Annotated in this window: 20 protein-coding genes and 2 tRNA genes; 21 read left to right on the top strand and 1 reads right to left on the bottom strand. The window is 65.3% G+C overall.

All coding sequences use genetic code 11. The features are described 5' to 3' along the window. Window positions 1–11: 11 nt before the first annotated feature. The 18 genes from pyrF to E3T43_RS03105 all read left to right on the top strand — a co-directional run bounded on the left by pyrF (window position 12) and on the right by E3T43_RS03105 (window position 20320). Complete coding sequence (pyrF, locus tag E3T43_RS03020) at window positions 12–905, top strand: orotidine-5'-phosphate decarboxylase (RefSeq protein WP_241978774.1); 894 nt, start codon at window positions 12–14, stop codon at window positions 903–905. Next, window positions 898–1818 (top strand): guanylate kinase, encoded by a 921-nt coding sequence (gene gmk / locus E3T43_RS03025; protein ID WP_134471256.1) that lies wholly within the window; start codon window positions 898–900, stop codon window positions 1816–1818. The genes pyrF and gmk overlap by 8 nt, the downstream gene beginning before the upstream one ends. Window positions 1819–1910: 92 nt before the next feature. Further along, entirely contained in the window at window positions 1911–2171 is a 261-nt protein-coding gene (gene rpoZ, locus E3T43_RS03030) for a DNA-directed RNA polymerase subunit omega (RefSeq protein WP_134471257.1), read from the top strand. Between the two features lie 25 nt (window positions 2172–2196). Continuing rightward, complete coding sequence (coaBC, locus tag E3T43_RS03035) at window positions 2197–3423, top strand: bifunctional phosphopantothenoylcysteine decarboxylase/phosphopantothenate--cysteine ligase CoaBC (RefSeq protein WP_134471258.1); 1227 nt, start codon at window positions 2197–2199, stop codon at window positions 3421–3423. Window positions 3424–3505: 82 nt separating this feature from the next. Continuing rightward, window positions 3506–4699, top strand: coding sequence for a methionine adenosyltransferase (metK, locus tag E3T43_RS03040; RefSeq protein ID WP_134443346.1), 1194 nt, complete (start codon window positions 3506–3508; stop codon window positions 4697–4699). Between the two features lie 14 nt (window positions 4700–4713). Next, window positions 4714–6885 carry a primosomal protein N' gene (locus tag E3T43_RS03045; RefSeq protein ID WP_166791217.1) on the top strand — a complete coding sequence of 724 codons (2172 nt, stop codon included), beginning with the start codon at window positions 4714–4716 and terminating at the stop codon, window positions 6883–6885. After that, window positions 6886–7803 (top strand): methionyl-tRNA formyltransferase, encoded by a 918-nt coding sequence (gene fmt, locus E3T43_RS03050; RefSeq protein WP_134471259.1) that lies wholly within the window; start codon window positions 6886–6888, stop codon window positions 7801–7803. It abuts the gene before it with no gap. After that, complete coding sequence (locus tag E3T43_RS03055) at window positions 7800–9311, top strand: RsmB/NOP family class I SAM-dependent RNA methyltransferase (protein ID WP_134471260.1); 1512 nt, start codon at window positions 7800–7802, stop codon at window positions 9309–9311. Before fmt ends, E3T43_RS03055 begins: the two co-directional genes overlap by 4 nt. Before the next feature lie 51 nt (window positions 9312–9362). Continuing rightward, window positions 9363–11228 (top strand): DNA primase, encoded by a 1866-nt coding sequence (gene dnaG / locus E3T43_RS03060; protein ID WP_134443343.1) that lies wholly within the window; start codon window positions 9363–9365, stop codon window positions 11226–11228. Window positions 11229–11410: 182 nt separating this feature from the next. Continuing rightward, window positions 11411–13045 (top strand): ABC transporter substrate-binding protein, encoded by a 1635-nt coding sequence (locus E3T43_RS03065; RefSeq protein WP_134471261.1) that lies wholly within the window; start codon window positions 11411–11413, stop codon window positions 13043–13045. A 114-nt stretch (window positions 13046–13159) separates the two neighbouring features. After that, window positions 13160–14233: an ABC transporter permease gene (locus E3T43_RS03070; protein WP_370449863.1), complete on the top strand. Its 1074-nt coding sequence runs from the start codon at window positions 13160–13162 to the stop codon at window positions 14231–14233. Window positions 14234–14235: 2 nt separating this feature from the next. Further along, window positions 14236–15318, top strand: coding sequence for an ABC transporter permease (locus E3T43_RS03075; protein ID WP_134471263.1), 1083 nt, complete (start codon window positions 14236–14238; stop codon window positions 15316–15318). Beyond that, window positions 15318–17021, top strand: coding sequence for an ABC transporter ATP-binding protein (locus E3T43_RS03080; protein WP_134471264.1), 1704 nt, complete (start codon window positions 15318–15320; stop codon window positions 17019–17021). Before E3T43_RS03075 ends, E3T43_RS03080 begins: the two co-directional genes overlap by 1 nt. A gap of 5 nt (window positions 17022–17026) precedes the next feature. Further along, window positions 17027–17941: an ATP-binding cassette domain-containing protein gene (locus tag E3T43_RS03085; RefSeq protein WP_134471265.1), complete on the top strand. Its 915-nt coding sequence runs from the start codon at window positions 17027–17029 to the stop codon at window positions 17939–17941. Between the two features lie 230 nt (window positions 17942–18171). Beyond that, window positions 18172–18244 (top strand) — tRNA-Asn (locus E3T43_RS03090). 124 nt (window positions 18245–18368) lie between these two features. Beyond that, complete coding sequence (locus tag E3T43_RS03095; RefSeq protein ID WP_134471266.1) at window positions 18369–19244, top strand: sensor histidine kinase; 876 nt, start codon at window positions 18369–18371, stop codon at window positions 19242–19244. Between the two features lie 9 nt (window positions 19245–19253). Beyond that, window positions 19254–20018 carry an AzlC family ABC transporter permease gene (locus E3T43_RS03100; RefSeq protein WP_134471267.1) on the top strand — a complete coding sequence of 255 codons (765 nt, stop codon included), beginning with the start codon at window positions 19254–19256 and terminating at the stop codon, window positions 20016–20018. Next, a complete protein-coding gene (locus E3T43_RS03105; RefSeq protein WP_104134558.1) occupies window positions 20015–20320 on the top strand; it encodes an AzlD domain-containing protein in 306 nt (101 codons plus the stop codon). Before E3T43_RS03100 ends, E3T43_RS03105 begins: the two co-directional genes overlap by 4 nt. Here the strand turns inward: E3T43_RS03105 and def are convergent. Further along, window positions 20317–20889, bottom strand: coding sequence for a peptide deformylase (gene def / locus E3T43_RS03110; RefSeq protein WP_134471268.1), 573 nt, complete (start codon window positions 20887–20889; stop codon window positions 20317–20319). The two genes, E3T43_RS03105 and def, sit on opposite strands and share 4 nt — an antisense overlap. Before the next feature lie 40 nt (window positions 20890–20929). Between def and E3T43_RS03115 the strand changes: the two genes are divergently transcribed. The 3 genes from E3T43_RS03115 (at window position 20930) to E3T43_RS03125 (ending at window position 23387) form a co-directional block, all read left to right on the top strand. Further along, window positions 20930–21844 carry a DMT family transporter gene (locus tag E3T43_RS03115; RefSeq protein ID WP_134443334.1) on the top strand — a complete coding sequence of 305 codons (915 nt, stop codon included), beginning with the start codon at window positions 20930–20932 and terminating at the stop codon, window positions 21842–21844. Between the two features lie 159 nt (window positions 21845–22003). Further along, window positions 22004–23275 (top strand): glycosyltransferase, encoded by a 1272-nt coding sequence (locus tag E3T43_RS03120; RefSeq protein WP_370449862.1) that lies wholly within the window; start codon window positions 22004–22006, stop codon window positions 23273–23275. A 38-nt stretch (window positions 23276–23313) separates the two neighbouring features. After that, a tRNA-Ile gene (locus E3T43_RS03125) sits at window positions 23314–23387 on the top strand. The last annotated feature ends 560 nt before the right edge of the window (window positions 23388–23947 follow it).

Genomic DNA, 23947 nt, shown 5'->3' on the forward strand with positions numbered 1-23947 from the left:
GCGGCACTGCTGTGAACGGCGGCCCTGCGACCGTGCTGTCCTTCGGCGAACGCCTCGAGCGGGTGTTCGCCGAGAGCGGCCAGCTGTGCGTCGGCATCGACCCGCACTCCTGGCTGCTTGACGATTGGAACCTGCCCGACACGGCTGCTGGAGCGGAGTCCTTCGGTCGCACGGTTGTCGCCGCTGCCGCCGGCCGAGTCGGCATTGTCAAACCGCAAGTCGCCTTTTACGAACGATTCGGCTCGGCCGGCTTCGTCGCCCTCGAGCGCGTGCTGGCCGATGCCCGGCAGGCCGGCCTGCTCGTGATCGGCGACGCCAAGCGCGGCGACCTCGGCACGAGCGCCCTGGCCTACGCGCAAGCCTGGCTCTCGTCCGGATCTCCGCTCGAAGTGGATGCCCTCACCCTCGCCGCGTACATGGGCGTCGGTTCGCTCGACTCGCCACTCACCCTCGCGGCTGAGAACGGCAAGGGAGTCTTCCTGCTCGCCGCGACCTCCAACCCGGAAGCTGCCGACATTCAGCGGGCCATCGTCGCCGACGGGCCTTATGCCGGTTCGAGCGTCGCCCGCGCCATTCTGGACGACGTTGCGGATCGCAACGCGCGGGCAGCATCCGCTCGCCTGACGACCGGTCTGGGATCGGTCGGCGTAGTGCTGGGCGCCACCCTCGACCTGTCATCATTCGGCATTGATCTGCAGGCCGCACCGACCGAATTTCGCACACCGGTGCTCGCGCCCGGCTTCGGACACCAGGGTGGGCATATTATGGATCTGACCTCGATATATGGTGGATACGCCGGAGGGGTTATCGTGAGTGAATCGCGCAGTGTGCTCTCGGCCGGACCCCACCGGATCGAAGAAGCCATTGAGCGCCGAGTAGCCGAAGTAGGTGCCGTCCGTGGCTGAAAACCGTCCCACCCCGCCCGAGGTTGATCGGGTCGCCGCGTCGCGCGCCGCCGTCGCGGCCCGTCGCGCCCGCGCCAAGGTCAAGGCCGAAGTCGCCTCCGGTCAACGCACCGCGCTCGAAGTTCTCGCCACGGCCATCGCCGACCCGATCGGGGTCGAGGGCCGCTTGAGAGTGACCGAGCTGCTCGTGAGCATCCCGGCGATCGGCGTCACCAAGATGCAGCGCATCATCCACCGCCTCGAAATCTCACCGTCCAAGCGCCTCGGTGGCCTCGGCCGGCACCAGCGTGATCGCCTCCGGGATTTTTTGTCCGAACGACCGGCCCTGCGCAAGAACATCGCCGACTCCAAACTCATCGTTCTCGCTGGACCCACCGCGGTCGGCAAGGGAACCGTCGCCGGGTACATTCGGGAGAACTATCCCGACGTGCTGCTCTCCGTCTCGGCGACGACCCGCGCGCCGCGCCCGGGGGAGACCGAGGGCCTCAGCTACTACTTTGTCTCCGACGAGGAATTCGACCGCATGGTGGAGGCCGGCGAACTGCTCGAGTGGGCCAAGGTACACAATGCCTACCGCTACGGAACCCCGCGCGGCCCGGTCGATGCGGCTATCGCCGCTGGCAACAGCGTGCTGCTCGAAATCGACCTGCAGGGTGCTCGCGCTGTGCGCCGAGCCATGCCCGAAGCCCGCCTGGTGTTTTTGCTGCCGCCGAGCTGGGATGAACTCGTGCGTCGGCTGATCGGCCGCGGCACCGAAGATTCGGCCGAGCAGGCCCGTCGGCTGGAGACCGCAAAGCTCGAATTGGCCGCTCAGGGAGAGTTCGATTATCGTGTGATCAACCACGATGTCGCCGAGGCCGCTCGCGAGGTCGTAGACTTGATGGAGATCCGCGCTGCAACGAGCATGTCGTAGCGCCCGTTTCTGCTGAATTCATGCGTGTATTACGACACGTATCCGCAAGCTCGCACAGGCCCCAGGCCGTGCTCTATTAGGAGTTGACACCAATGGCGAACAAGCCCACTGGCATCATTGACCCGCCCATCGACGACCTGCTCTCCAAGGTCGACTCGAAGTATGCCCTCGTGATTTTTGCGTCCAAGCGTGCGCGTCAGATCAACGACTACTACGCTGACCTGCACGAAGGCAGCCTGTTCGACAATGTCGGACCGCTCGTCGACTCGACCGTCGAAGACAAGCCGCTTTCCGTGGCCCTGCGCGAGATCAACGACGACAAGCTCGTTTCCCGCCCGATCATCGAGGCGTAGCACACAGTTTTTTAAAGCGCGCAGGATGAAGACACCTCGCACGATCGTCGTCGGTATCACCGGCGGCATCGCAGCGTACAAGGCCGTTAACATTGTGCGCGCTTTTGTGTTGCACGGCGACTCCGTGCACGTCGTCGCCACCGCGGCCGCCCTGCGGTTTGTCGGTAAGCCGACGCTCGAGGCGATCTCCCGCAATCCCGTGCACACCGACCTCTATGAGGGGGTCGCCGAGGTACGCCACGTGGCCATCGGCCAGGGCGCCGACCTTATCGTGGTCGCCCCAGCCACCGCCAACAGCATCGCCAAGCTCGCCGCCGGCCTCGCCGACGACCTGCTCGGCAACACCATCCTGGCCAGCACCGCGCCGCTCATGATCGCACCGGCCATGCACACCGAAATGTGGAACAATCCGGCGACCATGGCGAACGTGGCCGTGTTGCGCTCGCGCGGCATCACCATCGTAGGCCCCGGTGTCGGCCGTCTGACCGGCACCGACTCCGGCGCCGGCCGGATGGAGGAACCGGAGACCATCGTTGCGGTGGCCCTGGCCATTCTTGATCGGGAGCCGCCTGCGGGGGAGGCCGCGGCATCCGCTCGGCAGGATCTCGCTGGACGACACGTGCTGATCAGCGCCGGCGGCACCCGGGAACCGCTCGACCCGGTGCGTTACCTCGGCAACCGGTCCAGTGGCAAGCAGGGTGTTGCGCTCGCCCAGGCTGCGCTCGCCCGTGGGGCTCGGGTTACCCTGGTCGCGGCCAACCTCGAGGTGCCGGTTCCGACTGGCGTGTCGTGCGTGCTGGTGGGTAGCGCCCAGGAGATGCTGGAGGCCATGACGACGGCCGCTGCATCGGCCGACGTGATCATCATGGCCGCCGCCGTCGCCGACTACCGGCCGAAGAGCGTACAGCTCGGCAAGATCAAGAAAGACGAGGTCGGCGACACCCTCACGCTCGAACTGGTCAAAAACCCGGACATTCTGGCCGGACTGTCCGCTTCCCGCAGACCGGGTCAGCAGATCATCGGCTTCGCTGCCGAAACCGAAGCGGATGCCGACCGGCTGATCGCACTCGGCCGCGAGAAAATCGCCCGCAAGGGCTGCGACTTTCTAGTGGTGAACCGGGTCGGCGTGGACGCCGGTTTCGGCACGGAACGTAACACCGTCACGGTGCTCGATCACGGCGGAGTTATAGTGAACGAGGCCTCCGGAAGCAAAATGTCGGTGGCCAATTGCATACTTGACCTGATCGGTTAGCCGCGGCTTCGACAGACCGGCAGCACATTCAACTTCTACGTTTTTTATACGTAGTTCATCAACATCTACAGAGACGGGCCAGATGAGCGATCTTCGCCTCTTCACCTCGGAATCAGTCACCGAGGGTCACCCCGACAAGATCTGCGACCAGATCTCCGACAGCATTCTCGATGCCCTGCTCACCGACGACCCGCACAGCCGGGTCGCCGTCGAGACCCTCGTCACCACGGGCCTCGTGCACGTGGCCGGCGAGGTCACCACCGAGGCGTACGTCGAGATCCCGTTGATCGTGCGCAAGTGCATCACCGACATTGGCTACGACTCGTCGGATGTCTGGTTCGATGGCCGCTCCTGCGGTGTCGAAATCTCCATCGGCGGCCAGTCGCCCGATATCGCCCAGGGCGTTGACAATGCCTTTGAGACGCGCGAGCAGTCCAGCCTCGACGACTTCGATCGGCAAGGCGCGGGCGACCAGGGCATCATGTTCGGTTACGCCACGCGCGAGACGCCCGAACTCATGCCGATCCCGATCTGGATCGCCCACCGGCTGGCCGAACGCCTGGCTCTCGTGCGCAAGAACGGCGAGCTTGACTACCTGCGCCCCGACGGCAAGACCCAGGTCACCATCGGCTACGACGGCATCATTCCGCGTACGGTCGAGACCGTCGTGGTCTCGACCCAGCACGCGCCGTCCGTGACCACGGAGCGGTTGCGCGCGGAGGTTGAAGAGCTCGTGATTCGCCCGGTGCTCGCGGGCATTGACCTTGACTCGTCATCGCTGTCGACCCTGATCAACCCCACCGGCCGCTTCGAAATCGGCGGCCCGCAGGGCGACGCCGGCCTCACCGGTCGCAAGATCATTATCGACACCTACGGCGGATCGAGCCGACACGGTGGCGGAGCGTTCAGCGGCAAGGACCCGTCCAAGGTCGACCGCTCGGCCGCCTATGCCATGCGCTGGGTCGCCAAGAACGCCGTTGCGGCCGGCCTGGCCGAGCGCCTCGAGGTGCAGGTCGCGTACGCGATCGGCAAGGCCTCCCCGGTCGGACTCTACGTCGAAACCTTCGGCACCGGCGTGCTGCCCGACAAGGAGATCACCGCGGCGATTCGTGCGGTGTTCGACCTGCGCCCGGCCGCCATCATCCACTCCCTTGACCTGCTGCGTCCCATTTACGCGCAGACGGCCACCTACGGCCACTTCGGCAGGGAGCTTCCCGACTTCACCTGGGAGCGCCTCGATAAGGTCGACGACCTGCGCAGCGCCGCCGGCCTCTGAACTCTGGCCTCATCATGACGCACACCGGCCTGGTCGCACGGGTGCTGATCGATTCCCCGCTGCCGCAGCTTGACCACCTGTTCGACTACGGCGTACCCGCCGAACTGGTCGGGCAGGTGGCTGTCGGGGTGCGGGTCAAGGTGCCTTTTCGCTCCGGTGGGCGGGTCATCGACGCCTATGTGATCGAGCTGTTTGATCCCCGCGCTGAGTCCGCTTCGACAACGGATGCCGCCTACCGCGGCGCGCTCAGCCCGCTTGACTCGGTCGTTTCCACGGCGGTCGTACTCACGCCGGCCGTCTGGAAGCTGGCGCGCCGACTAGCGGATCGGGCGGCGGGGAACGCGAGTGACATCATCCGTCTCGCCGTGCCGCCGCGCCAGGTGCGCGTTGAAAAGGCCTGGCTGGCGGCGCGGGCTGCTGCTGCTGTTGTTGTACCCGTTGCACGGGAGCCTGGTTTCTCGGCCGCTCCGGAGCCTGCCGTCCCGGACGCACCGGTTATGCCAGCCGCGCCTTCCGAGACCGCCGTCCCGATACCGCCACCCGCTTCGGCACCGAACCATCCGCTGGTCGAGCCTGTCGAGACCGCCATTCCGACACCGTCGCCCGTCTCGATTGCCCTGGCGACTCCCGCGTTCGTCGGCTACCCGACCGGCCGCCTCGACAGCGTCATTATGGAGCACCACCGGGTTGCCGTCGCCGCGATCCCCGAACTCACGCAGCTCGACGACGGCACGACCATCGGCCGCTGGGCGCAGACCCTCGCCGAACTCGCCGTCGCCACCCTCGGTGCCGGGCAGAGCGCCATCCTCTGCGTTCCCGACTTTCGCGACCAGGACCAGGTGCAGGCCGCCGTGGCCCAGCTCGCCCCGACCCTGCCGCTGAGCCGGGTCGACGCCCGCCAGCCGAACCCCGACCGCTACCGCGCCTTCCTCGCCTGCCTGCAACCGGAACCGCGCATCATCCTCGGCAACCGCTCGGCCGTCTACGCCCCGGCGCAGGACCTGGGCCTCATTGCCGTCTGGGACGACGGCGACCCGCTCTACACCGAGCCGCTCAGCCCCTACGTGAACACCCGCGACGCGGCCTTGGTGCGTCAGCAGAACACCGAGTGCGCTCTGGTCTTTCTCGGCCATTCGCGCAGCGTCGAAACCCAGCGGCTGGTCGAGCTGGGCTACCTCGCCGACGTGAATCCGGCCGCCGGCCGGCACCCGCGCATTATCCCCACCGACTTTCAATCCGAGCCCGACCAGCAGGCCCGCGCAGCCCGCATCCCCTCGGCGGCGTGGCAAGCCGCCCGCGAGGCGCTGGGCCACGGCCCCGTGCTCGTGCAGGTCGCGAGCCCCGGCTATGCGCCCATGCTCGCCTGCCAAAGCTGCAAGAAGGCCTCCCGCTGCACGCATTGCCAGGGCCCGCTCGGGCTTAAATCCGCCTCGGCCGTGCCGTCCTGCCGCTGGTGCGGCGCACTCGCGGCCGGTTGGACCTGCGCGCACTGCGAGGGCACCAAACTGCGTGTGGTGACGCTCGGCACCGGACGCACCGCCGAAGAGCTCGGCCGAGCTTTCCCGGGGGCCCGGGTGATCGTCGCCGACGGCGACCACACCATTCAGACACTCGGGGCCGAGCCGGCCCTGGTCATCGCGACTCGCGGCGCCGAACCGGTTCCGACCGGAGGCTATCGCGCCATTCTCATTCTCGATGGCGAACGCATGCTCGCCCGGGAATCCCTGCGCGTCGGCGAGGACTGCCTGCGCTGGTGGGCCAACGCCGCCGCCCTCGCCGCCCCTGGCGCTCCCGTAATCCTCGCCGGAGTCGGCGGGGCGCTCGCCCGCGCGCTCAACGCCTGGCACCCGGATATCTTCGCTGCGAGTGAGCTCGCCGACCGCCGCCAGCTGCGGTTTCCGCCGGCAGTGCGCGTCGCCTCCGTCACCGGAACCGCCGCCGATGTCGACGCCGCCCTCGCCGATCTCGGTGCGGTTGCCGGCCTCGATGTGCTCGGCCCAGTCGACACCGAGGCGCCACTGGTTCGTGCGGTAGTTCGATTCGGCTATGCCCGCGGCGATGAGGTGGCCCATGCGCTCAAGGCCGCGGTCGTGCGGAACGCCGCCAAGCGCCGCAAGCCGAAGTCCGGTTCGTTCCAACCGGCACCTACACTTAAAGTTCGATTCGATGACCCGGAGCTGCTCTAAATGAAAATCGTCTTTGCCGGCACGCCGGAGGTCGCCGTACCCAGCCTCACTGCCCTGGCCGGTACCGATCACGAGATTGTGACCGTCATCACCCGAGCGGATGCCCCGCTCGGCCGCAAGCGCACCCTCACCACGTCGCCGGTCGCGCTGGCTGCCGCGGAGCGGGGGTACCCGGTGCTCAAGACCAACCGGCTCGACGCCGAGGCGACCGAGACTATCCGTGCCCTGCAGCCCGACCTCGGCGTCATCGTCGCCTACGGCGGAATCGTGCGCGAACCACTGCTCTCGGTGCCGCGCCTCGGCTGGATCAACCTGCACTTCTCCCTCCTGCCGCGGTGGCGGGGGGCTTCTCCGGTTCAGCGCGCCGTGATCGCCGGTGATGAGCTGACCGGTGCTGCCGTGTTCCAGCTGGTGCCCGAGCTCGATGCCGGCGATGTGTTCGGAAGCTTTTCCCGGCCCCTCGGCGTACATTCCACATCGGGAATACTTCTCGACGAGCTCAGCCACAGTGGCGCCGAACTGCTGCTGCGGGTCGTGGGCGAGCTCGCGGCCGGTACTGCCGTGGCCGTGCCGCAGACCGGCGAAGTCACCCTCGCCCCGAAACTGACCAGGGACGACGCACGCATCGATTTCGACCAGCCGGCAGCATCCGTTTATAGCCGTATTCGCGGCGTGACCCCCGAACCCGGCGCGTTCACCACGGTGAACGGTGCCGTTCTCAAACTTCTCGAGGTAGCTCCGAGCGTCGACGAGCCGAACCTGCCTGCCGGAACTATTCTGCAGCGTGAAAAAACAGTGCTCGTGGGCACGCAGACCGAACCGCTGGTTCTGCTGCGCGTGCAACCGGCCGGAAAGACAGCAATGACAGCGAACGACTGGTGGCGCGGAGTGGCAGCAGAATCGGTGATCGCATTATGAGCGACGATCGCACGGGGGGAAGAGGCAATGCCGGCGCGGCGCGTTCTGGCACGGCCCGTTCTGGGGGGTCGGCTGGCGACAGCGCCGCCGACTCTGCGTACTCTGGCGGTGTGCCGCGCGCGCGCCAGGCCCCGGCCGATTTCGTGCAGCCGGCCCGCCGCATCGCCTACGAGGTGATCGCCGCCGTCCGCGAGTCCGACGCCTACGCGAACCTGTTGCTGCCGACCCGTATTCAGCGTGCCGCTCTCAATACAGCGGATGCCGCCCTCGCGACCGAGCTCACCTACGGCACCCTGCGCATGCAGGGCTTCTACGACCGCGTGATCGCCCTCGCCGCGAACCGTCCCGTCAGCGCGATCGATCCCGCAATTCTCGACGTGCTGCGCCTCGGCGCCCACCAGCTTCTCGCCACGCGGGTCGCCACCCATGCCGCGGTCAACGAGTCGGTCTCGCTCGCCAAGCAGGTCGGCTCACGCTCCGCGACGGGATTCACCAATGGGGTGCTGCGCACCATCTCCCGCTCTAGCGCTGAGGAATGGCGCGATCTGGTGCTGGAGGGCTCGGTCAACGCCGATGACCGGCTCGCCGCCGAATTCTCCCACCCGGCCTGGATTGTGCGCGCTTTTCGCAAGGCTCTGCAGGCTGAGGGCCATGAAAGCGAGCTCTCGGACCTGCTTGCCGCCGACAATATGGCGGCCAAGGTCAATATGGTGGCGCTGCCCGGTCTCGCGACCGACGCAGATCGCGAACGCCTCGGCCTCGCCGACGAGTTCTCGCCGGTCGGTTTCGTGCTGGATTCCGGCGACCCGTACCATCTGGTGACCGCGACGGAAGGCCGCGTTCGGGTGCAGGACGAGGGCTCGCAGATCGCCGCCCTGGCGCTCAGCCGGGCGCGGCCCATCATTCCGGGGGAGCGCTGGCTCGACCTCTGCGCCGGCCCCGGCGGCAAGGCCGCCCTGCTCGCCTCCGAAGCACGCGCCGGGGGAGCTGTGCTCGTAGCGAACGAGCTCGTACCGGCCCGGGCAACCCTCGTGCGCACCGCCCTGACGGCTCTGCCCGAAACGGTTCCGGTGTGGGAAGTGGATGGCACCACCATCGGCCGGACGCACCCGGACACCTTCGACCGCATTCTGCTCGACGCGCCGTGCACGGGCCTCGGCGCTCTGCGCCGCCGGCCAGAGGCGCGCTGGCGCAAGCAGCCCAAGGACGTTGCCGACCTCGCCGGTTTGCAGTCCGGACTCATCGACGCGGCCCTGCTCGCGCTCAAGCCCGGCGGCATCCTGGCCTATGTGACGTGCTCGCCGCACACCGCCGAGACCCGCGCGATCGTCGCCCTGGCGGTGCGCAAGGCCGGCGGAACCGTGACGGCGCTCGACACGGCTGCCGTCGTGCAGTCGTTTAGCGCCGCCAACCTCGATCTGCCCGCCGATACCGGCAGCGTTCAGCTGTGGCCGCACCGCCACGGCACCGACGCCATGTTCATCACGCTGCTGCAGCGCGCCCTCTAGCCTCGCGTCGGTGCTGTCGGTGCTGTCGGTGCGCACCGATACAATTTACTTATGGCTGGACTGATTCGACAAAGCGACATCGAAGAGGTCAAGGCCCGTACCAATATCGCGGACATCATCGGTGACTATGTCACCCTGAAGTCCGCCGGTGTCGGCTCGATGAAGGGCCTCTGCCCCTTCCATGACGAACGCAGCCCCAGCTTTCACGTGCGTCCGCAGGTTGGCTTCTACCACTGCTTCGGCTGCGGCGAGAGCGGCGATGTCTATTCCTTTCTGCAGAAGATGGACCACGTCAGCTTCAGTGAGGCCGTTGAGCGGCTTGCCGGTCGGGTCGGCCTCGACCTGCACTACGAAGACGGTTCCGGAGCGGCCCCGGACCACGGCAATCGCGCCCGCCTGCTCGCGGCCAACCAGGCGGCATCCGATTTCTTCATCGACCAGCTCGGCAGCGCGGGCGCTGAGGTCGGCCGGGCGTTTCTGGGGCAGCGCGGTTTTGACGCTGCCGCGGCGACCCGGTTCGGCGTCGGGTTTGCGCCCAAGAGCTGGGACGAACTGACCAACCACCTCCGCGCCAAAGGCTTCACCACCGAGGAACTCACCTTGTCCGGTCTGGTCTCGAGCGGCGATCGTGGCATCTACGACCGTTTTCGTGGGCGCCTGGTCTGGCCGATTCGCGACATCACCGGGCAGACCATTGGCTTCGGAGCGCGCAAGCTGCTCGACGACGACAAGGGCCCGAAATACCTCAACACCCCCGAGTCCCCGGTCTACCACAAGGCTCAGGTACTCTACGGCCTCGACCTCGCCAAGCGCGACATCTCGCGCAGTCACCAGGTCGTCGTGGTCGAAGGCTACACCGACGTGATGGCCTGCCATCTGGCCGGCATCACCACTGCCGTCGCTACCTGCGGCACCTCGTTCGGCGTCGACCACATTAAGGTGTTACGCCGCGTGCTCGGCGACGACTCCGGAGTCGGCGAGGTCGTGTTCACCTTCGACCCCGACGCTGCCGGCCAGAAGGCTGCCATGCGCGCCTTCAGCGAGGAGCAGCGCTTCTCCGCCCAAACCTATGTTGCGGTCGGCCCGGAAGGACTCGACCCCTGCGACCTGCGCCTGCAGCGCGGCGATGATGCCGTCAGGAGAATGGTCGACGCGAAGAAGCCGATGTTCGAGTTCATGATTCGGCAGATCCTCTCCCAGTACAACCTCGACACGGTCGAGGGTCGCACGGCCGCCCTGCGCGCCGCAGCCCCCGTCGTCGGCGATATTCGCGACCCGGTGCTGCGCCCCGGCTACACCCGGGAACTCTCGCGCATGCTCGGCGTCGATATGGGCGAGGTGGCCAGGGCCGTCACCAACGCCCAGTCCGGAGCGCGCTCTTCGGCGAGCGGCGGGCCGAACGCTCCCCGACATGCCGGCGCGGTCGAAGTGCTGCCAGAGCGCCCATTCTCGCTGGTCGAATTGCCCGGCGACCCGGTCACCCGACTCGAGCGCGACGGCCTCATGGCCATGCTGCAGCGCCCAACGCTGATCGGCCGGGACATCCTCGACAGCGCGGTGCAGACATCCTTTGCAAATAGCTCTCTCGCGGTGGTGCGCGACGCGATCGCCTCGAGCTTGCCGCACTTCGAGGCGCCCGACTGGCTCGATCGCGTCGTCGCGGAGGTTCCGGACACCCTGAAGAACCTTGTTCAGGAGCTCGCCATGGCCAATCTGCCCGAGCGCACCGAGAAAGACGTCACCCGCTACGTGCGCGAGATCACCATCGTGCTCATTGACAAGGACCTGCTGCGCCTCAAGGCCGAATTGCTCGGCCGACTGCAACGAGCGGATGCCAGCGAGACCGAGATGTACCGCACGCTCCAGCGCGAACTCGTGCGCGTCGAGGCCGAGCGACGCGCCCTCCGCGACGAGTGACCCACGCGCAACTTCTGAGTCAGCGCATGTGCAACGACTTTGTTGCAGATACGTAAAGAAGCTGCGGCTGATCGTGGCTATTCGCGCATTCTGTGCTAATTCTTGGCTAACAGCAATGAACAGCTGCGCCCATTCTCGGGTTCTCCTGGTCATGAGACTTCTACAGGAAGAGGACGACGGATATGACATCCGCATTCACTAACGGCAAGCGCGCTCTCGCTGCCACAGCAGGCTTCGCGGTCGCGGCGCTGGTACTGGCCGGCTGCTCAGCGGGCGGCAGCACGACTACCGACAACGCGGGCGGTCCGATCACAATCGGCACCACAGACAAGGTCACCACGCTCGACCCGGCCGGCTCGTATGACTCCGGTTCCTTCTCGGTGCAGACCCAGGTCTTCCCGTTCCTGATGAACAGTGCCTACGGCACAGCGGATGTCGAGCCCGACATCGCCGTCAGCGCCGAGTTCACCTCACCGACGGAATACACCGTCATCCTCAAGCCCGACCTCGAATGGGCCAACGGCAACGCGCTCACCGCGTCCGACGTCAAGTTCAGCTTCGATCGTCAGCTGGCCATCGCCGACGAAAAGGGCCCGTCCACCCTCCTGGGCAACCTTGAGAGCACTGAGGCCGTCGACGACACCACGGTCGTCTTCACCCTGAAGGCCGGAAACGACCAAATCTTCCCGCAGATCCTGTCCAGCCCCGCCGGCGTCATCGTGGATGAGGACTCCTTCTCCGCGACGGAGGTGACTTCCGACGACGACATTGTCGCAGCCGAGGCCTTTGCTGGCCAGTATGTGCTGACGAGCTATGACTTCAACAACCTGCTCTCGTATACGGCCTACGAGGGCTACCAGGGCCTGCTCGGCGCCGCCAAGACCGACGTCATCAACGTCAAGTACTACACCGACGCGTCCAACCTCAAGCTCGACATTCAGGAAGGCAACATTGACGTCGCATGGCGCAGCCTGTCGGCGACCGACATTGACGACCTCCGCGGCAACGACGCTGTCAGCGTCGTTGACGGCCCCGGCGGCGAGATCCGCTACATCACCTTCAACTTCAACACGCAGCCCTTCGGCACGACGACCGCTGACGCCGACCCGGCCAAGGCACTCGCAGTGCGCGCGGCCGTTGCCGATATCGTTGACCGCGAAGAACTCGCCGACCAGGTCTACAAGGGCTCCTACACCCCGCTGTATTCCTACGTTCCCGCTGGCATGACCGGTGCCACCGAGTCGCTCAAGGGTCTCTACGGCGACGGTGAGGGCGGACCGGACATTGAGAAGGCCGCGGCAGACCTCGCCGCAGCCGGCGTGACCACCCCGGTCGCACTCAACCTGCAGTACAACGCGGACCACTACGGCCCCGGCTCGAGCGACGAGTATGCGCTGATCAAGGACCAGCTGGATGCTTCCGGCCTGTTCACGGTCAGCCTGCAGTCCACCGAGTGGGTTCAGTACTCCAAAGACCGAGTCGCTGACGTCTACCCCGCTTACCAGCTTGGCTGGTTCCCGGACTACTCCGACGCTGACAATTACCTGACGCCGTTCTTCGCCCAGAACAACTTTCTCCAGAACCACTACGACGACGCCGAGGTCGATGCCATGATCAAGGAACAGGCCGTCACGAATGACCCCGAGGCGCGCACCGCGCTCATCGAGGAAATCCAGGACAAGGTCGCGGCTGCACTCTCCACCGTTCCGCTGCTCCAGGGAGCACAGGTCGCTATCACTGGGCCGAGCATCACAGGGACCGAAGACACGCTCGACGCGTCGTTCAAGTTCCGTTATGGCGCGCTTGCCAAAGGTTAGAACGTAGTAAGGCTAGAGTTTTCTCTAGTTTGATCACCGGGGGTATCCAGTGCTGATAGCGCTGGATACCCCCGATTCTTGTGCAATTGTGAGGTAGTAATGACCACTGTGGCGATGAAGCCGCCCATGCCGGCGGCCGGGCGTTCCAAGAAGAACACCAGCCCGGGCGGTGGCATAGGCCGTTACCTCCTCGTACGATTCCTCCTCATCTTCCCCACCATTTTTATTCTGGTGTCGATGGTGTTCTGGCTGATGCGCACGACGGGAGACCCGATCACCGCCGCGCTCGGCGGAAAGCTCGGTCCCGACCAGCTCGCCGTCCTCATTAAAGAGGCCGGCTATGACCGACCCATCTTCATCCAATATTTCGAGTACCTCGGTCAGGTCTTCACCGGCAACTTCGGCACGACGATCAGCACCAACCGTCCGGTGTCCGAGGTACTGCTCACCTACGGATCCGCTACGGCCGAGCTCGTGTTCTACGCGCTCATCGTGGCGTTCATCGTCGGTATTCCCCTCGGCATGGTTGCAGCGTACTGGCGGGACAAGGCGCCCGATGCCTTCCTGCGCGTGGCCGCCATTCTCTTCTATGCCACCCCGGTGTTTTTCGCCGGACTCCTGTTGAAACTTGTCTTCGCTGTCTGGCTCAAGGTCCTGCCGGTCGCCGGTCGTGCCACCGTCAGCTCGGAACTGGAGATGGGGTTCCTGCCCGACAAGACCGGGATCTACTTCATCGACGCGTTGAAAACGGGCAATCCCGCCGTCTTCGGCGATGTGTTGCTGCACGCTGTGCTTCCCGCGGTGGCACTCGGGCTGCTCACCGCGGGCGTCTTTCTCCGCCTGGTGCGCACCAACGTCATCGGTACCCTGGGCACCGACTATGTGGATGCTGCCCGCTCGCGTGGTGTCAATGAGTTTCGGCTGGTCAGCAAGCACGCTTACCGCCCCGCGCTCATCCCGATCATCACCGTCATCGGCTTGCAGGTGGCCCTGCTGCTCGGCGGCGCTGTACTGACCGAGACCACCTTTGAGTGGAAGGGGCTGGGCTTCATGCTCATTGAATTCATCAAGGCACGTGACTTCGTGGCCGTGCAGGGCATTGTGGCGCTCCTCGCAGTGATCGTGGCCCTGTCCAACTTCATCGTGGACATCATTGCCGCGCTCATTGACCCGAGAGTGCGGTACTAGCCATGACTATTGACACCACTCACGCCCCCAAGGCTCCGCTGTGGACTCGGCTGCCCGTCGTGCATCAACTCCGCCAGAGCGTCGGCCTGCAGCGGGGAATGCTCGTGGTCGGCCTCGTCCTCACCGGCATCTTCATTCTCACCGCGATCTTCGCACCGCTGCTCGCGCCGTATGGCTACAGCCAGCTGCGCGATGACAGTGGCCCCTTCGGCGCCCAGCAGGAGCCCGGCGGCGACCACCTGCTTGGCACCACCGTCGGCGGCTACGACGTGCTGTCGCGGGTCATTTGGGGCTCGCAGACCGCGATCACCGTCATGGTCATTGCCGTCGTGCTGTCGATCTTCGCCGGTGTGGCCCTGGGCCTCGTCTCCGGTTACTTCGGCGGCTGGCTCGACCGCGTACTCGTCGTCGTCTGCGACGCCGTCTACGCCTTCCCGGCGCTGCTGCTCGCCATTGTCATGGGGATCGTCATCTCCGGCGGTCGCTCCGGCCTGTGGGGTGGAATCTTCGCTGCCGCGATCTCCATCACCGTGGTCTTCATCCCGCAGTACTTCCGGGTGATTCGTGCGGAGACTGTGCGCATCAAGGCCGAGGCCTACGTGGAATCGGCGCGAGTGCTCGGCGCGAGCAACAGCCGCATCATGTTCCGTCACGTTCTGCGCAACGCCACCCGCACCCTGCCGCTGATCTTCACGCTCAACGCTTCGGAAGCCCTGCTGACCCTGGCCGGCCTCGGGTTCATCGGCTTCGGCATCGAACCCTCCTCCGCCGCCGAGTGGGGCTACGACCTGAACAAGTCACTCTCCGACGTCACCAGTGGCATCTGGTGGACCAGCCTGTTCCCCGGACTGGCCATCGTTCTCGTCGTGCTCGGCATCACCCTGGTTGGCGAGAGCCTCAACGACCTCGCCGACCCGCGCCTGCGCAGTCGCCGTGCCCCCGGAAAGACGGCCGGCATCGTCGCAGCGACCAGCGTCATTCCCGGTGGAGCCCTGGCTGCTGGTCCTGGCGGTATCGACGGGCTCGAAGCCGGCCTGCCGGCGCACGACCAACACGTGAACGACGACCCATTCGAGGCCAAATAATGAGCGCGCAGTCCCTTCCCGACGTCGTACGCATCGACAACCTCAATGTGACCTTCGCCACCGACGGTGGCGCGGTCAAGGCCGTCGACGGCGTGAGCCTGCGCGTCGCTCCCGGAGAAGTGCTCGCCATCGTGGGGGAGAGCGGCAGCGGCAAGACCGTCACCGCGAAGACCATCCTCGGCCTGCTGCCCGAGACGGCTACCGCCCACGGTGCCGTCATCCTGAGCAGCAAGGACGGTTCCAACTCCAACGACGTGCTCTCCGTCAGCAAGCAGAAACTGCGTCAACTGCGGGGAACGGATGTTTCCATGGTCTTCCAGGAGCCGTCAACGGCCCTGAACCCCGTGTTCACCGTCGGTTGGCAGATTGCCGAGGGCATCCGCGCCCACGGTGAATTCAGCCGCAAGGAAGCCCGCGCCAAGGCGATTGAGATTCTCGGCCGGGTCGGCATCCCCGACCCGGAGAGCCGCGTCGACTACTACCCGCACCAGTTCTCCGGCGGCCAGAAGCAGCGGGTCGTCATCGCCATGGCCCTCGTGCTCGACCCCGGGCTCATCGTCGCCGACGAGCCGACCACGGCGTTGGATGTGACCGTGCAGGCCGAAATCCTCGACCTTCTTCGCCGCTGCCGCGACGAATTCGGCACCGCCATCGTGTTGATCACCCACAATATGGGTGTCGTCGCCGATCTCGCCGACCGCGTCGTCGTCATGTACGAGGGCAAAGTCGTCGAAGAAGCTCCAGCCCAGGAGCTGTTCTCCAACCCCAAACACGAGTACACCAAGCGACTGCTCGGCTCTGTGCCCCGCGTTGGCCACGGCACGGTACGGGCAACCGCACGGTTGCAGGCTCGGGAGTCCGATTGGGTGAATCAGACCCCGGTCGTCGTGGCGAACAATCTGAAGATCCAGTACCCGCGCCGGCTCGGCAAACCCGGTTTCACCGCCGTCGACGGGGTGAGCTTCAGCATCCGCCCAGGCGAGGTGCTCGGCCTGGTCGGCGAGAGCGGATCCGGCAAGACCACCATCGGCCGGGCCATGGGCGGTCTCACCAAGGTGACCGGCGGCTCGCTGACGGTACTCGGCCATGAGATGAATGGTTTCAGGGAACGCGCCTTCAAGAAGGTGCGCAGCGACATCGGATTTGTCTTTCAGGACCCGGCTTCGAGCTTCAACCCGTTACTCACCATTGCCGAATGCGTCGCCGAGCCGCTCGTCGTGCACGGGCGGGCAGCGAACACCCGGGCCGCCCGCAAGCGGGTAGACGAACTGCTCGAAGCCGTGCAGCTGCCCAAAGCTTTCGGTGACCGGTACCCGCACGAGCTCAGCGGTGGCCAGCGGCAACGGGCCAGCCTGGCTCGTGGGCTCGCACTCGAGCCGAGCCTGCTTATCGCCGATGAACCGACCAGCGCGCTCGACGTGTCCGTGCAGGCGAAGGTGCTCGAACTCTTCGCCGAGATCCAGGCGGAATTCGGGTTCGCGGCCTTGTTCATCAGTCACGACCTTGCCGTCGTCGACATTCTCGCTGACCGCATTGCCGTGCTGTACAAGGGAAAATTGGTCGAGGAAGGCACCGGCGCCGAGGTGCTCGGAGCTCCGAAAGATCCGTACACGCAGCGGCTGCTCGCCTCGCTTCCGGTGCCCGACCCTGCTACGCAGGCCTTGCGCCGGGACGAGCTTCGCCTTCTGCGTGCGGCAAGATAGACCGTATGAAGCAAGGCGCGGCATCCGTTCCCCCGATCAATTCCAGTGATCTGACCATCGAATACCCGCCGCACGGGGCGAGCCCGGCGTTTGTCGCGGTGCACGGCTTCACCCTGCGCATCGCGCCCGGCGAAGTCGTCGGGCTGCTCGGCGAGAGTGGTTCCGGCAAGAGCACTCTGGCCCGGGTGCTGTCCGGTGACGCGTTTGTCAGCGAGAGCACCGGCATCCGTCCCCAGATCACCGGGGGCGAGGCGACCGTGCTCGGCTTCGGCCTCCGCCGTATCAGCAAACGCAAGCTGGCGCGGCTCACCTTCGGCGTCGGCCTGCTCGCCCAGGACGCGGCCGATACCCTGCCGTCGACCATGACGGTCGCCGAGATTGTCGCCGAACCGGTGCTCGAACGCGATCGACGCTACAATCGTCGTGCCCTCGGGGTGCGGGTCGCCACCATGATCGATGCGGTGCGGTTGCCACTGGTCGTTCTCGGCCAGTACCCCTATGAGCTCTCCAGCGGCCAGCGTCAGCGCGTGGCGCTGGCTCGCGCCCTTGTATTCGGACCGTCGCTCTTGATCGCTGACGAGCCTACAGCGGGCGTTGACGTTACGGTGCGGGGCGCCATTATCGACCTGATCAGCGAGTTGCAGCTGGAGCGATCTTTCTCGGCGCTCTTGATCAGCCACGACCTGGCCGTGCTGCGGCAGGTCGCCAACCGTATCGGTGTCATGCATCAGGGTGTGTTGGTCGGCCTCGGCACCATCGAGGAAGTTTTTCGGGACCCGTGGCACCCGTATGTCAAGGGACTTGCCGCCGCCCTGCAGCCAGCCGAAGTCGAACCGAACGTTCACACCGACGTCTACGGGGCCAGCGCGCCCGATGCCGCCGATAGCGGCGATGAAACGGATACCGCAGTCGGCTTTTGAGACCAATCCCGGCCCGTCCCTCCCGATTTCGGGTCGGAGCAGTCGTGACCCGCGCCGACACGCCCGACCGTACTTTGGTGCGTGAGACTGCGCAACTGTTGCGTCGGCCCGACTTTCCGGGGCTGAACGGGTTCTGAACCCTTCGAATGGCGCCAGCGGAGGCGAACAGAACCCGTTGTGGTTTGGGCCCCGCAAGAAAACTTGGTAAAGTAGCAGCGCTGCTCAAGCATTCCTCGATAGCTCAATTGGCAGAGCAGCGCACTGTTAATGCGCAGGTTCTTGGTTCGAGTCCAAGTCGGGGAGCGAAAGGCCACTCAGGGCTCCACCCCGGGTGGCCTTTTTTGTCGGTCTATTCCGGCCGACAAAAAAGGTCTTCCTCAATTTTCAACGTGCGCCAGGGCTTCGGCACAAGAGACGGCGGTCAGCAGTGGAGTTCGCGCAACTTCTGGTACCGGCGCTCGGAGTACTGTGTGGTGCGTTGTTGGTGCTCTGGGTGATCGGCCTGCTGCGCTCTCGCCGGATCATCTTTGACCGCAACGCCGCCGAGCGCGTGCGCATCGAGCTGGAACTGTCTCTCGCCGAGCAACAGGGGCGCCTGGCTATCATCCGTGAGCTGCAGGACGGCGCCGTGCTCACCATTGCCCGCCTGATCACCCGGGCTGAAGGCGCACGGTACACCGCCGAAAGAGATCCCTCCACGGCCGTACGTGCCGCCACCGCGCTCGTCGACGACGGCCGAGTGGCCCTCGCGGACATGCGTCGGGTGCTGACGATCGTGCGCGAAGGCGAAACCGTCGGCGCCCTGCAGCCCGGCCCGCAGTCCACCCGCGACCTGTTTCGGGTCATGCGCGACGCCGGACTGGTAGTCAGTTTCAGCGAATCCGGCGAGCGCTTCGCCCTCAAGGCGGGCGCCGAATTGGCCATTTTCCGCATTCTGCAGAGCGCCCTGTCGAACGCGCTCAAGCATGGTGGCCTCGGCACCGAGGCCCGTGTGTCGTTCACCTGGACGCAGGACGGCCTGCAGCTGCTCGTCGATGATGACGGCATTCGGGCCGCCGCCCGTCGTGACGGCAAGGAGGCCGGTGAACAGGCGGCGCGCACCCCGTATTCGATCGAAGACGACCTCAAAGCTCTCAGCGAGAGCATTGCCGGCCCCGGCATCACGCAGATGCGCGAGCGTGCCCAGCTGTTCGGCGGCGTGTTCAATGCCGGAACCGTGCCCGGCCTGGGGTTCTCCGTCTCGGCCGTGTTCCCATCGCTGCGCTTTCACAACGGCGTGCATGGCGTCGACCTGTCCCGGTAGACCAGCGGCATGAGCGAAATTCTCGCCGAAAAGGTGGACGAACAGCGGCAGCAACGACTGGCGACCCGCGAAGGCATCGCCGTGGGGCTCGCGACCGCCGCCTACGGAGTGTCCTTCGGCGCGCTGTCGGTCGCCGCCGGACTCGACATCTGGCAGACCTGCTTCATCAGTATCGTGATGTTCTCCGGCGGTTCGCAGTTCGCCCTGGTCGGTGTGCTGGCCGCCGGCGGTGTCGCGGCCGGCCCGGCGGCGATCGCGAGCGCGGCCCTCCTCGGCGTGCGAAACGGCATCTACGGCATGCGGACCGCACCCATTGTCGGCACCGGGCTCTGGAAACGGTTCGCCGCCGCCTGGATCACCATCGACGAATCGACGGCGGTCGCCCTGGCGCAGCCCACCCCGCGTAGTCGGCGGGTCGGCTTCTGGGTCACCGGTCTCGCCGTCTTCATCGGCTGGAACATCATGACCCTGCTCGGCGCCCTGCTCGGTGACGCCCTCGGAGACACTCGGGCTTACGGCCTCGATGCGGCTGCCGCAGCGGCCTTCGTCGGCCTGCTCTGGCCACGATTGAAGCGGATGCAGGCGGTCGCGGTGGCCGTCGCCGCTGCGGTCGTCGCCGCGACGCTCACCCCCGTGCTCATGCCGGGCCTGCCCGTGCTGGTCGCAGCGCTCGTCGCGGTCGTGGTCGGCCTGTTCAACTGGCTGGGCACACCCGGCGTGCCGGGCGGGGCATTCACTCGCCGACCGAGCGATGGATCGGGGCTGGACTCATGACACTCTGGCAGATCATCATTGCCGCCTCGATCGCCGTGCTGGCGCTCAAACTCGCCGGATACCTGGTGCCTCCGGCTTTGTTGCACAAGCCAACGCCGGCCCGCATCGCCGATCTGCTGACCGTGGCCTTGCTGGCCGCGTTGATCGCGGTGCAGACGCTCGGCAACGGTCAGGCGCTGGTGCTGGATGCTCGCATTCCAGCGGTCATCGTGGCGGCTGGCCTGTTTGCGATCAAGACGCCGTTCATCGTGGTGGTGCTCGTGGCAGCCTTGGTCGCGGCCGGGCTGCGCGCGTTGACCTAGCCTTCGAGGTTGTCGACGCCGGGGATCCAGGTCAGGCCCGGAACGCCCCAGCTCTTCTTGCGTACGACCTTGGCGGCCATCTTGGCGTAGACGTGCTCTAGACGGTCAACGTAGAGCGTGCCGTCGAGGTGATCGAACTCGTGCTGGAAGATGCGGGCGAGCCAGCCATCCGCTCGAATTTCAAAGGGCTGTTGCTCAGCGTCGACAGCTCGCAGAATGGCCGATTCGGCTCGTTTGAGCGGAAAACGTTCACCGGGAAAGGACAGGCAGCCCTCGTCCTCGTCGGCATCCTCATCGTCGACCGGTTCGGCGGAGACCGGGGTGATCCAGAGCTCCGGGTTGATCGCGACGCCTCGCCAGGTCACTTCGTCGTCGTCCTGATAGCTGTAGGTGAAGATTCGCAGCCCGACACCCACCTGCGTGGCGGCCAATCCCACCCCCGGCGCAGCATCCATCGTCTCGAACATGTCTCGCACCAGGTCGCGCAGATTATCGTCGAAATCGACGACGGGAGCTGCGGGGGAGTGGAGAACGGGGTCACCTGAAATTACTATCGCGCGTACGGGCATTTCTCCAGAATATCGGCAAGCTTGTGGGTAGGGTCATGAAGTGACCTCTGACCTAACCGATCTGGCGAGTGAAATCGCCATTGATCCCAGGCAGGCCATCGGAATTCCGCTGGCCCTGGTCGGCGCGGTCTTCCTATCGCTGGGTGCTCAGTTTCAGCATCGCGGCGTTACCAAGGTCGAAGCGCGCACTGAAGCGGTCACCGGTGGACTCAACGTTCGGCAGCTGACCTTACTGCTCGCGCGACCTTCCTGGGTGTTCGGATCGCTCATGCTCGGCCTGGCGATCGTGTTTCAGCTCACGAGTCTGGCCTTTGCGCCCATTATTGTCGTGCAGCCGCTCGGCGCGGTTGCCCTTGTGATCACGGCAATTCTGAATGCCCGGGTCAGCCGGGTCAGCCTCAACCGAGCAAGTATCATCGCGATATCGATGTGCGTGGGGGGTGTCGGGCTGTTTGTGACCGTAGCTGCGTTCACCGCCATCGACAAACCGGTCACCGACCGCAATTTGACCACGATTCTTATCGTGCTCACGGTCGTCCTCTTGCTCTTCGCGCTGGCGTTCGGCTTTCTCCGTCACCGTTCGCAGGCAGTCTTCTATATTCTCGGCGCCGGGGTGCTGTACGGATTTGTCGCGACTCTCGCCAAAGTCGTCATCAACCGCACCCAGAACGGAAATTTCGAGTGGCTGACCCTGACCTGCGTGCTTGGGTTGCTGCTCGCCGCTGCGCTCGGAGCCTATTTCGTGCAGAACGCGTATGCCTCCGGGCCACCGGATCTCGTCATTGCGGGGCTGACCGTCGTCGATCCTCTGGTTGCGGTGGGAATCGGCATTATTGTGCTCGGCGAGGCCAGCCAGGCACCGCCGGCAGCGGCCGTCGCCTTCGTTGTGGCGGGCGCCATCGCCATTTGGGGTGTCTTCTTGCTCGCACGGTATCATCCCCAGTTGGATCGCTGAAACGTGAAGAATTTTGGTGTTCCACGGTGCGGGCGCGTCTCGCGATGCTCGGTTTAGAATAGGGTCGTGTACGCCGCGTCAACGACCGAGCGCGCCCGAGACTTTCTGCCGGACGATGTTCCCGGCCCACCAACGTAGGGACCACTCCACTTGTCAGATGTGACCGACTTGCAGAGCAGCCCGACTCCGGGCGTTACGCCACAGCGTGGCCCGAATGCCTCGGCGAAAAAACCGCCGATTCGGGTGCTCATCGCTGCGGACACGTTTGCTCCCGACGTGAACGGGGCTGCGCGTTTCGCCGAGCGGCTCGCCGCCGGCCTGGTGGAACGGGGCCACGAGGTGCAGATCATGGCGCCCGCTGCATCACGCAAGCACGGCAGCCGGACCGAGATGCACGAGGGCCAGCCCATGGTGGTGCACCGCCTGCACAGCTGGCGCTGGTATCCGCACGACTGGCTGCGGTTTGCGCTGCCGTGGCTGGTTCGCGGCCAGAGCCGTCGCATTCTCGATTCCTACCGCCCAGACGTCGTGCATTTTCAGTCGCACATCAACGTCGGGCGTGGCGTGTCGATCGAGGCGGCGAAGCGGGACATCCGTTTGGTTGGTACGAACCATTTCATGCCCGAGAACATGGTGAAATTTTCCCTGGTTCCGTTGGGTTTTCAGGATCGCGTGATCAAGGCAGCCTGGCGAGCGGCCCGGCGCACGTTCGGACGTGCCGCAGCGGTGACTACGCCCACCCGGCGGGCCGCCCAGTTCCTGGAAAAATACACCGGGCTGACCGGTATCCACGCCATTTCCTGCGGCATTGACGCTGATAACTACTCGCCGAATTTTGAACCACGCACGGAGAACCGCATTCTGTTTGTGGGGCGGGTCACCGGCGAGAAGCAGATCGACGTGCTACTCGAAGCGGTGGCGAAGCTGAATCCCGACCTCGATGTGCAGGTCGAAATCGTGGGCGGGGGAGACCAGAGACGCAACCTGGAGCACCTGGCTGACACCCTCGGCATCCGCTCACGGGTCACGTTTACCGGGTACGTGACGGATGCGGAGTTGCGCGCGGCGTACTCGCGGGCGACGGTTTTCGCGATGCCGTCGATCGCCGAGCTGCAGAGCATCGCCACCATGGAGGCCATGGCCTCCGGATTGCCGATCGTCGCCGCTGACGCCATGGCGCTCCCGCACCTCGTGCATGACCATGCGAACGGGTACCTGTTCAAGCCGAGCGATGCGCGAGATCTCGCCGACAAACTCACTCTCGTGCTCACGGCGACGCCGGAGCTCCTGGAGGCGCTCAAGCGCGAGTCGCTCAAGCTCATTGCCGCGCACGACATCAAGCGCACGTTGAGCACATTCGAATGCCTGTATCGTGGGGAGCCGGTGGGCGATTTGGTCACCAACGGGGCCTCGGCGCATCTGCCGGAGTAGTCACGTAGTTCTGGCGGGACGTTTTGGTCGCGCTTTTTGGGGCGGTAGCTCAGCTGGTTAGAGCAGCGGACTCATAATCCGTCGGTCCCGGGTTCAAGTCCCGGCCGCCCTACTGTAATTTAGACCTGATCAGGGTTTCTTGTCTTTACCGAAAGGGCAAGACTTGACGCACTATCCGTTTATTCACCGTTTAATGAGCAATTCTCCTGGAAACGCGACCTTCGACGTCCGGAATTCTGCGGTACTTAGGTCCGCGGGGGAGCGATTGCAGGCGGTAGGTTTCGGGTTCAATTCCCATTTCCGCGCTCTTAAATTGTTTTGATCAAGACTTTAATTCACGCGGAAAAGCCAGGACTTGATGCACTCAACATTTATCCAACATTTATCCAACGTTTATTCCGCGGCGGTTGATTGCTCCCGTCGGCCGTTACTGTGGTGCTCGATCCATTTCGATTCACTTGGGCTGACCTCGAACATCTGAGAATCATGGACTTTGGATGACTCTTCGGGCTCGGTCTCGCGCCCCTGCTACGACCGGCGTTTGCTCAAGTACGGCACCCGAATACGTGAGTTCGCCGAGGCCTCCATGGCGGCCAGTGCACGCGTAGGGCTCCCGCCTGCGTCGGTGGAGATACGCCGTCCTCGACCTCGTGCGTATGACGCCCGGTCATC

It is taken from the genome of Cryobacterium sp. Hh7 (assembly GCF_004403155.1).
GTDB classification, from domain to species: Bacteria; Actinomycetota; Actinomycetes; order Actinomycetales; family Microbacteriaceae; genus Cryobacterium; species Cryobacterium levicorallinum.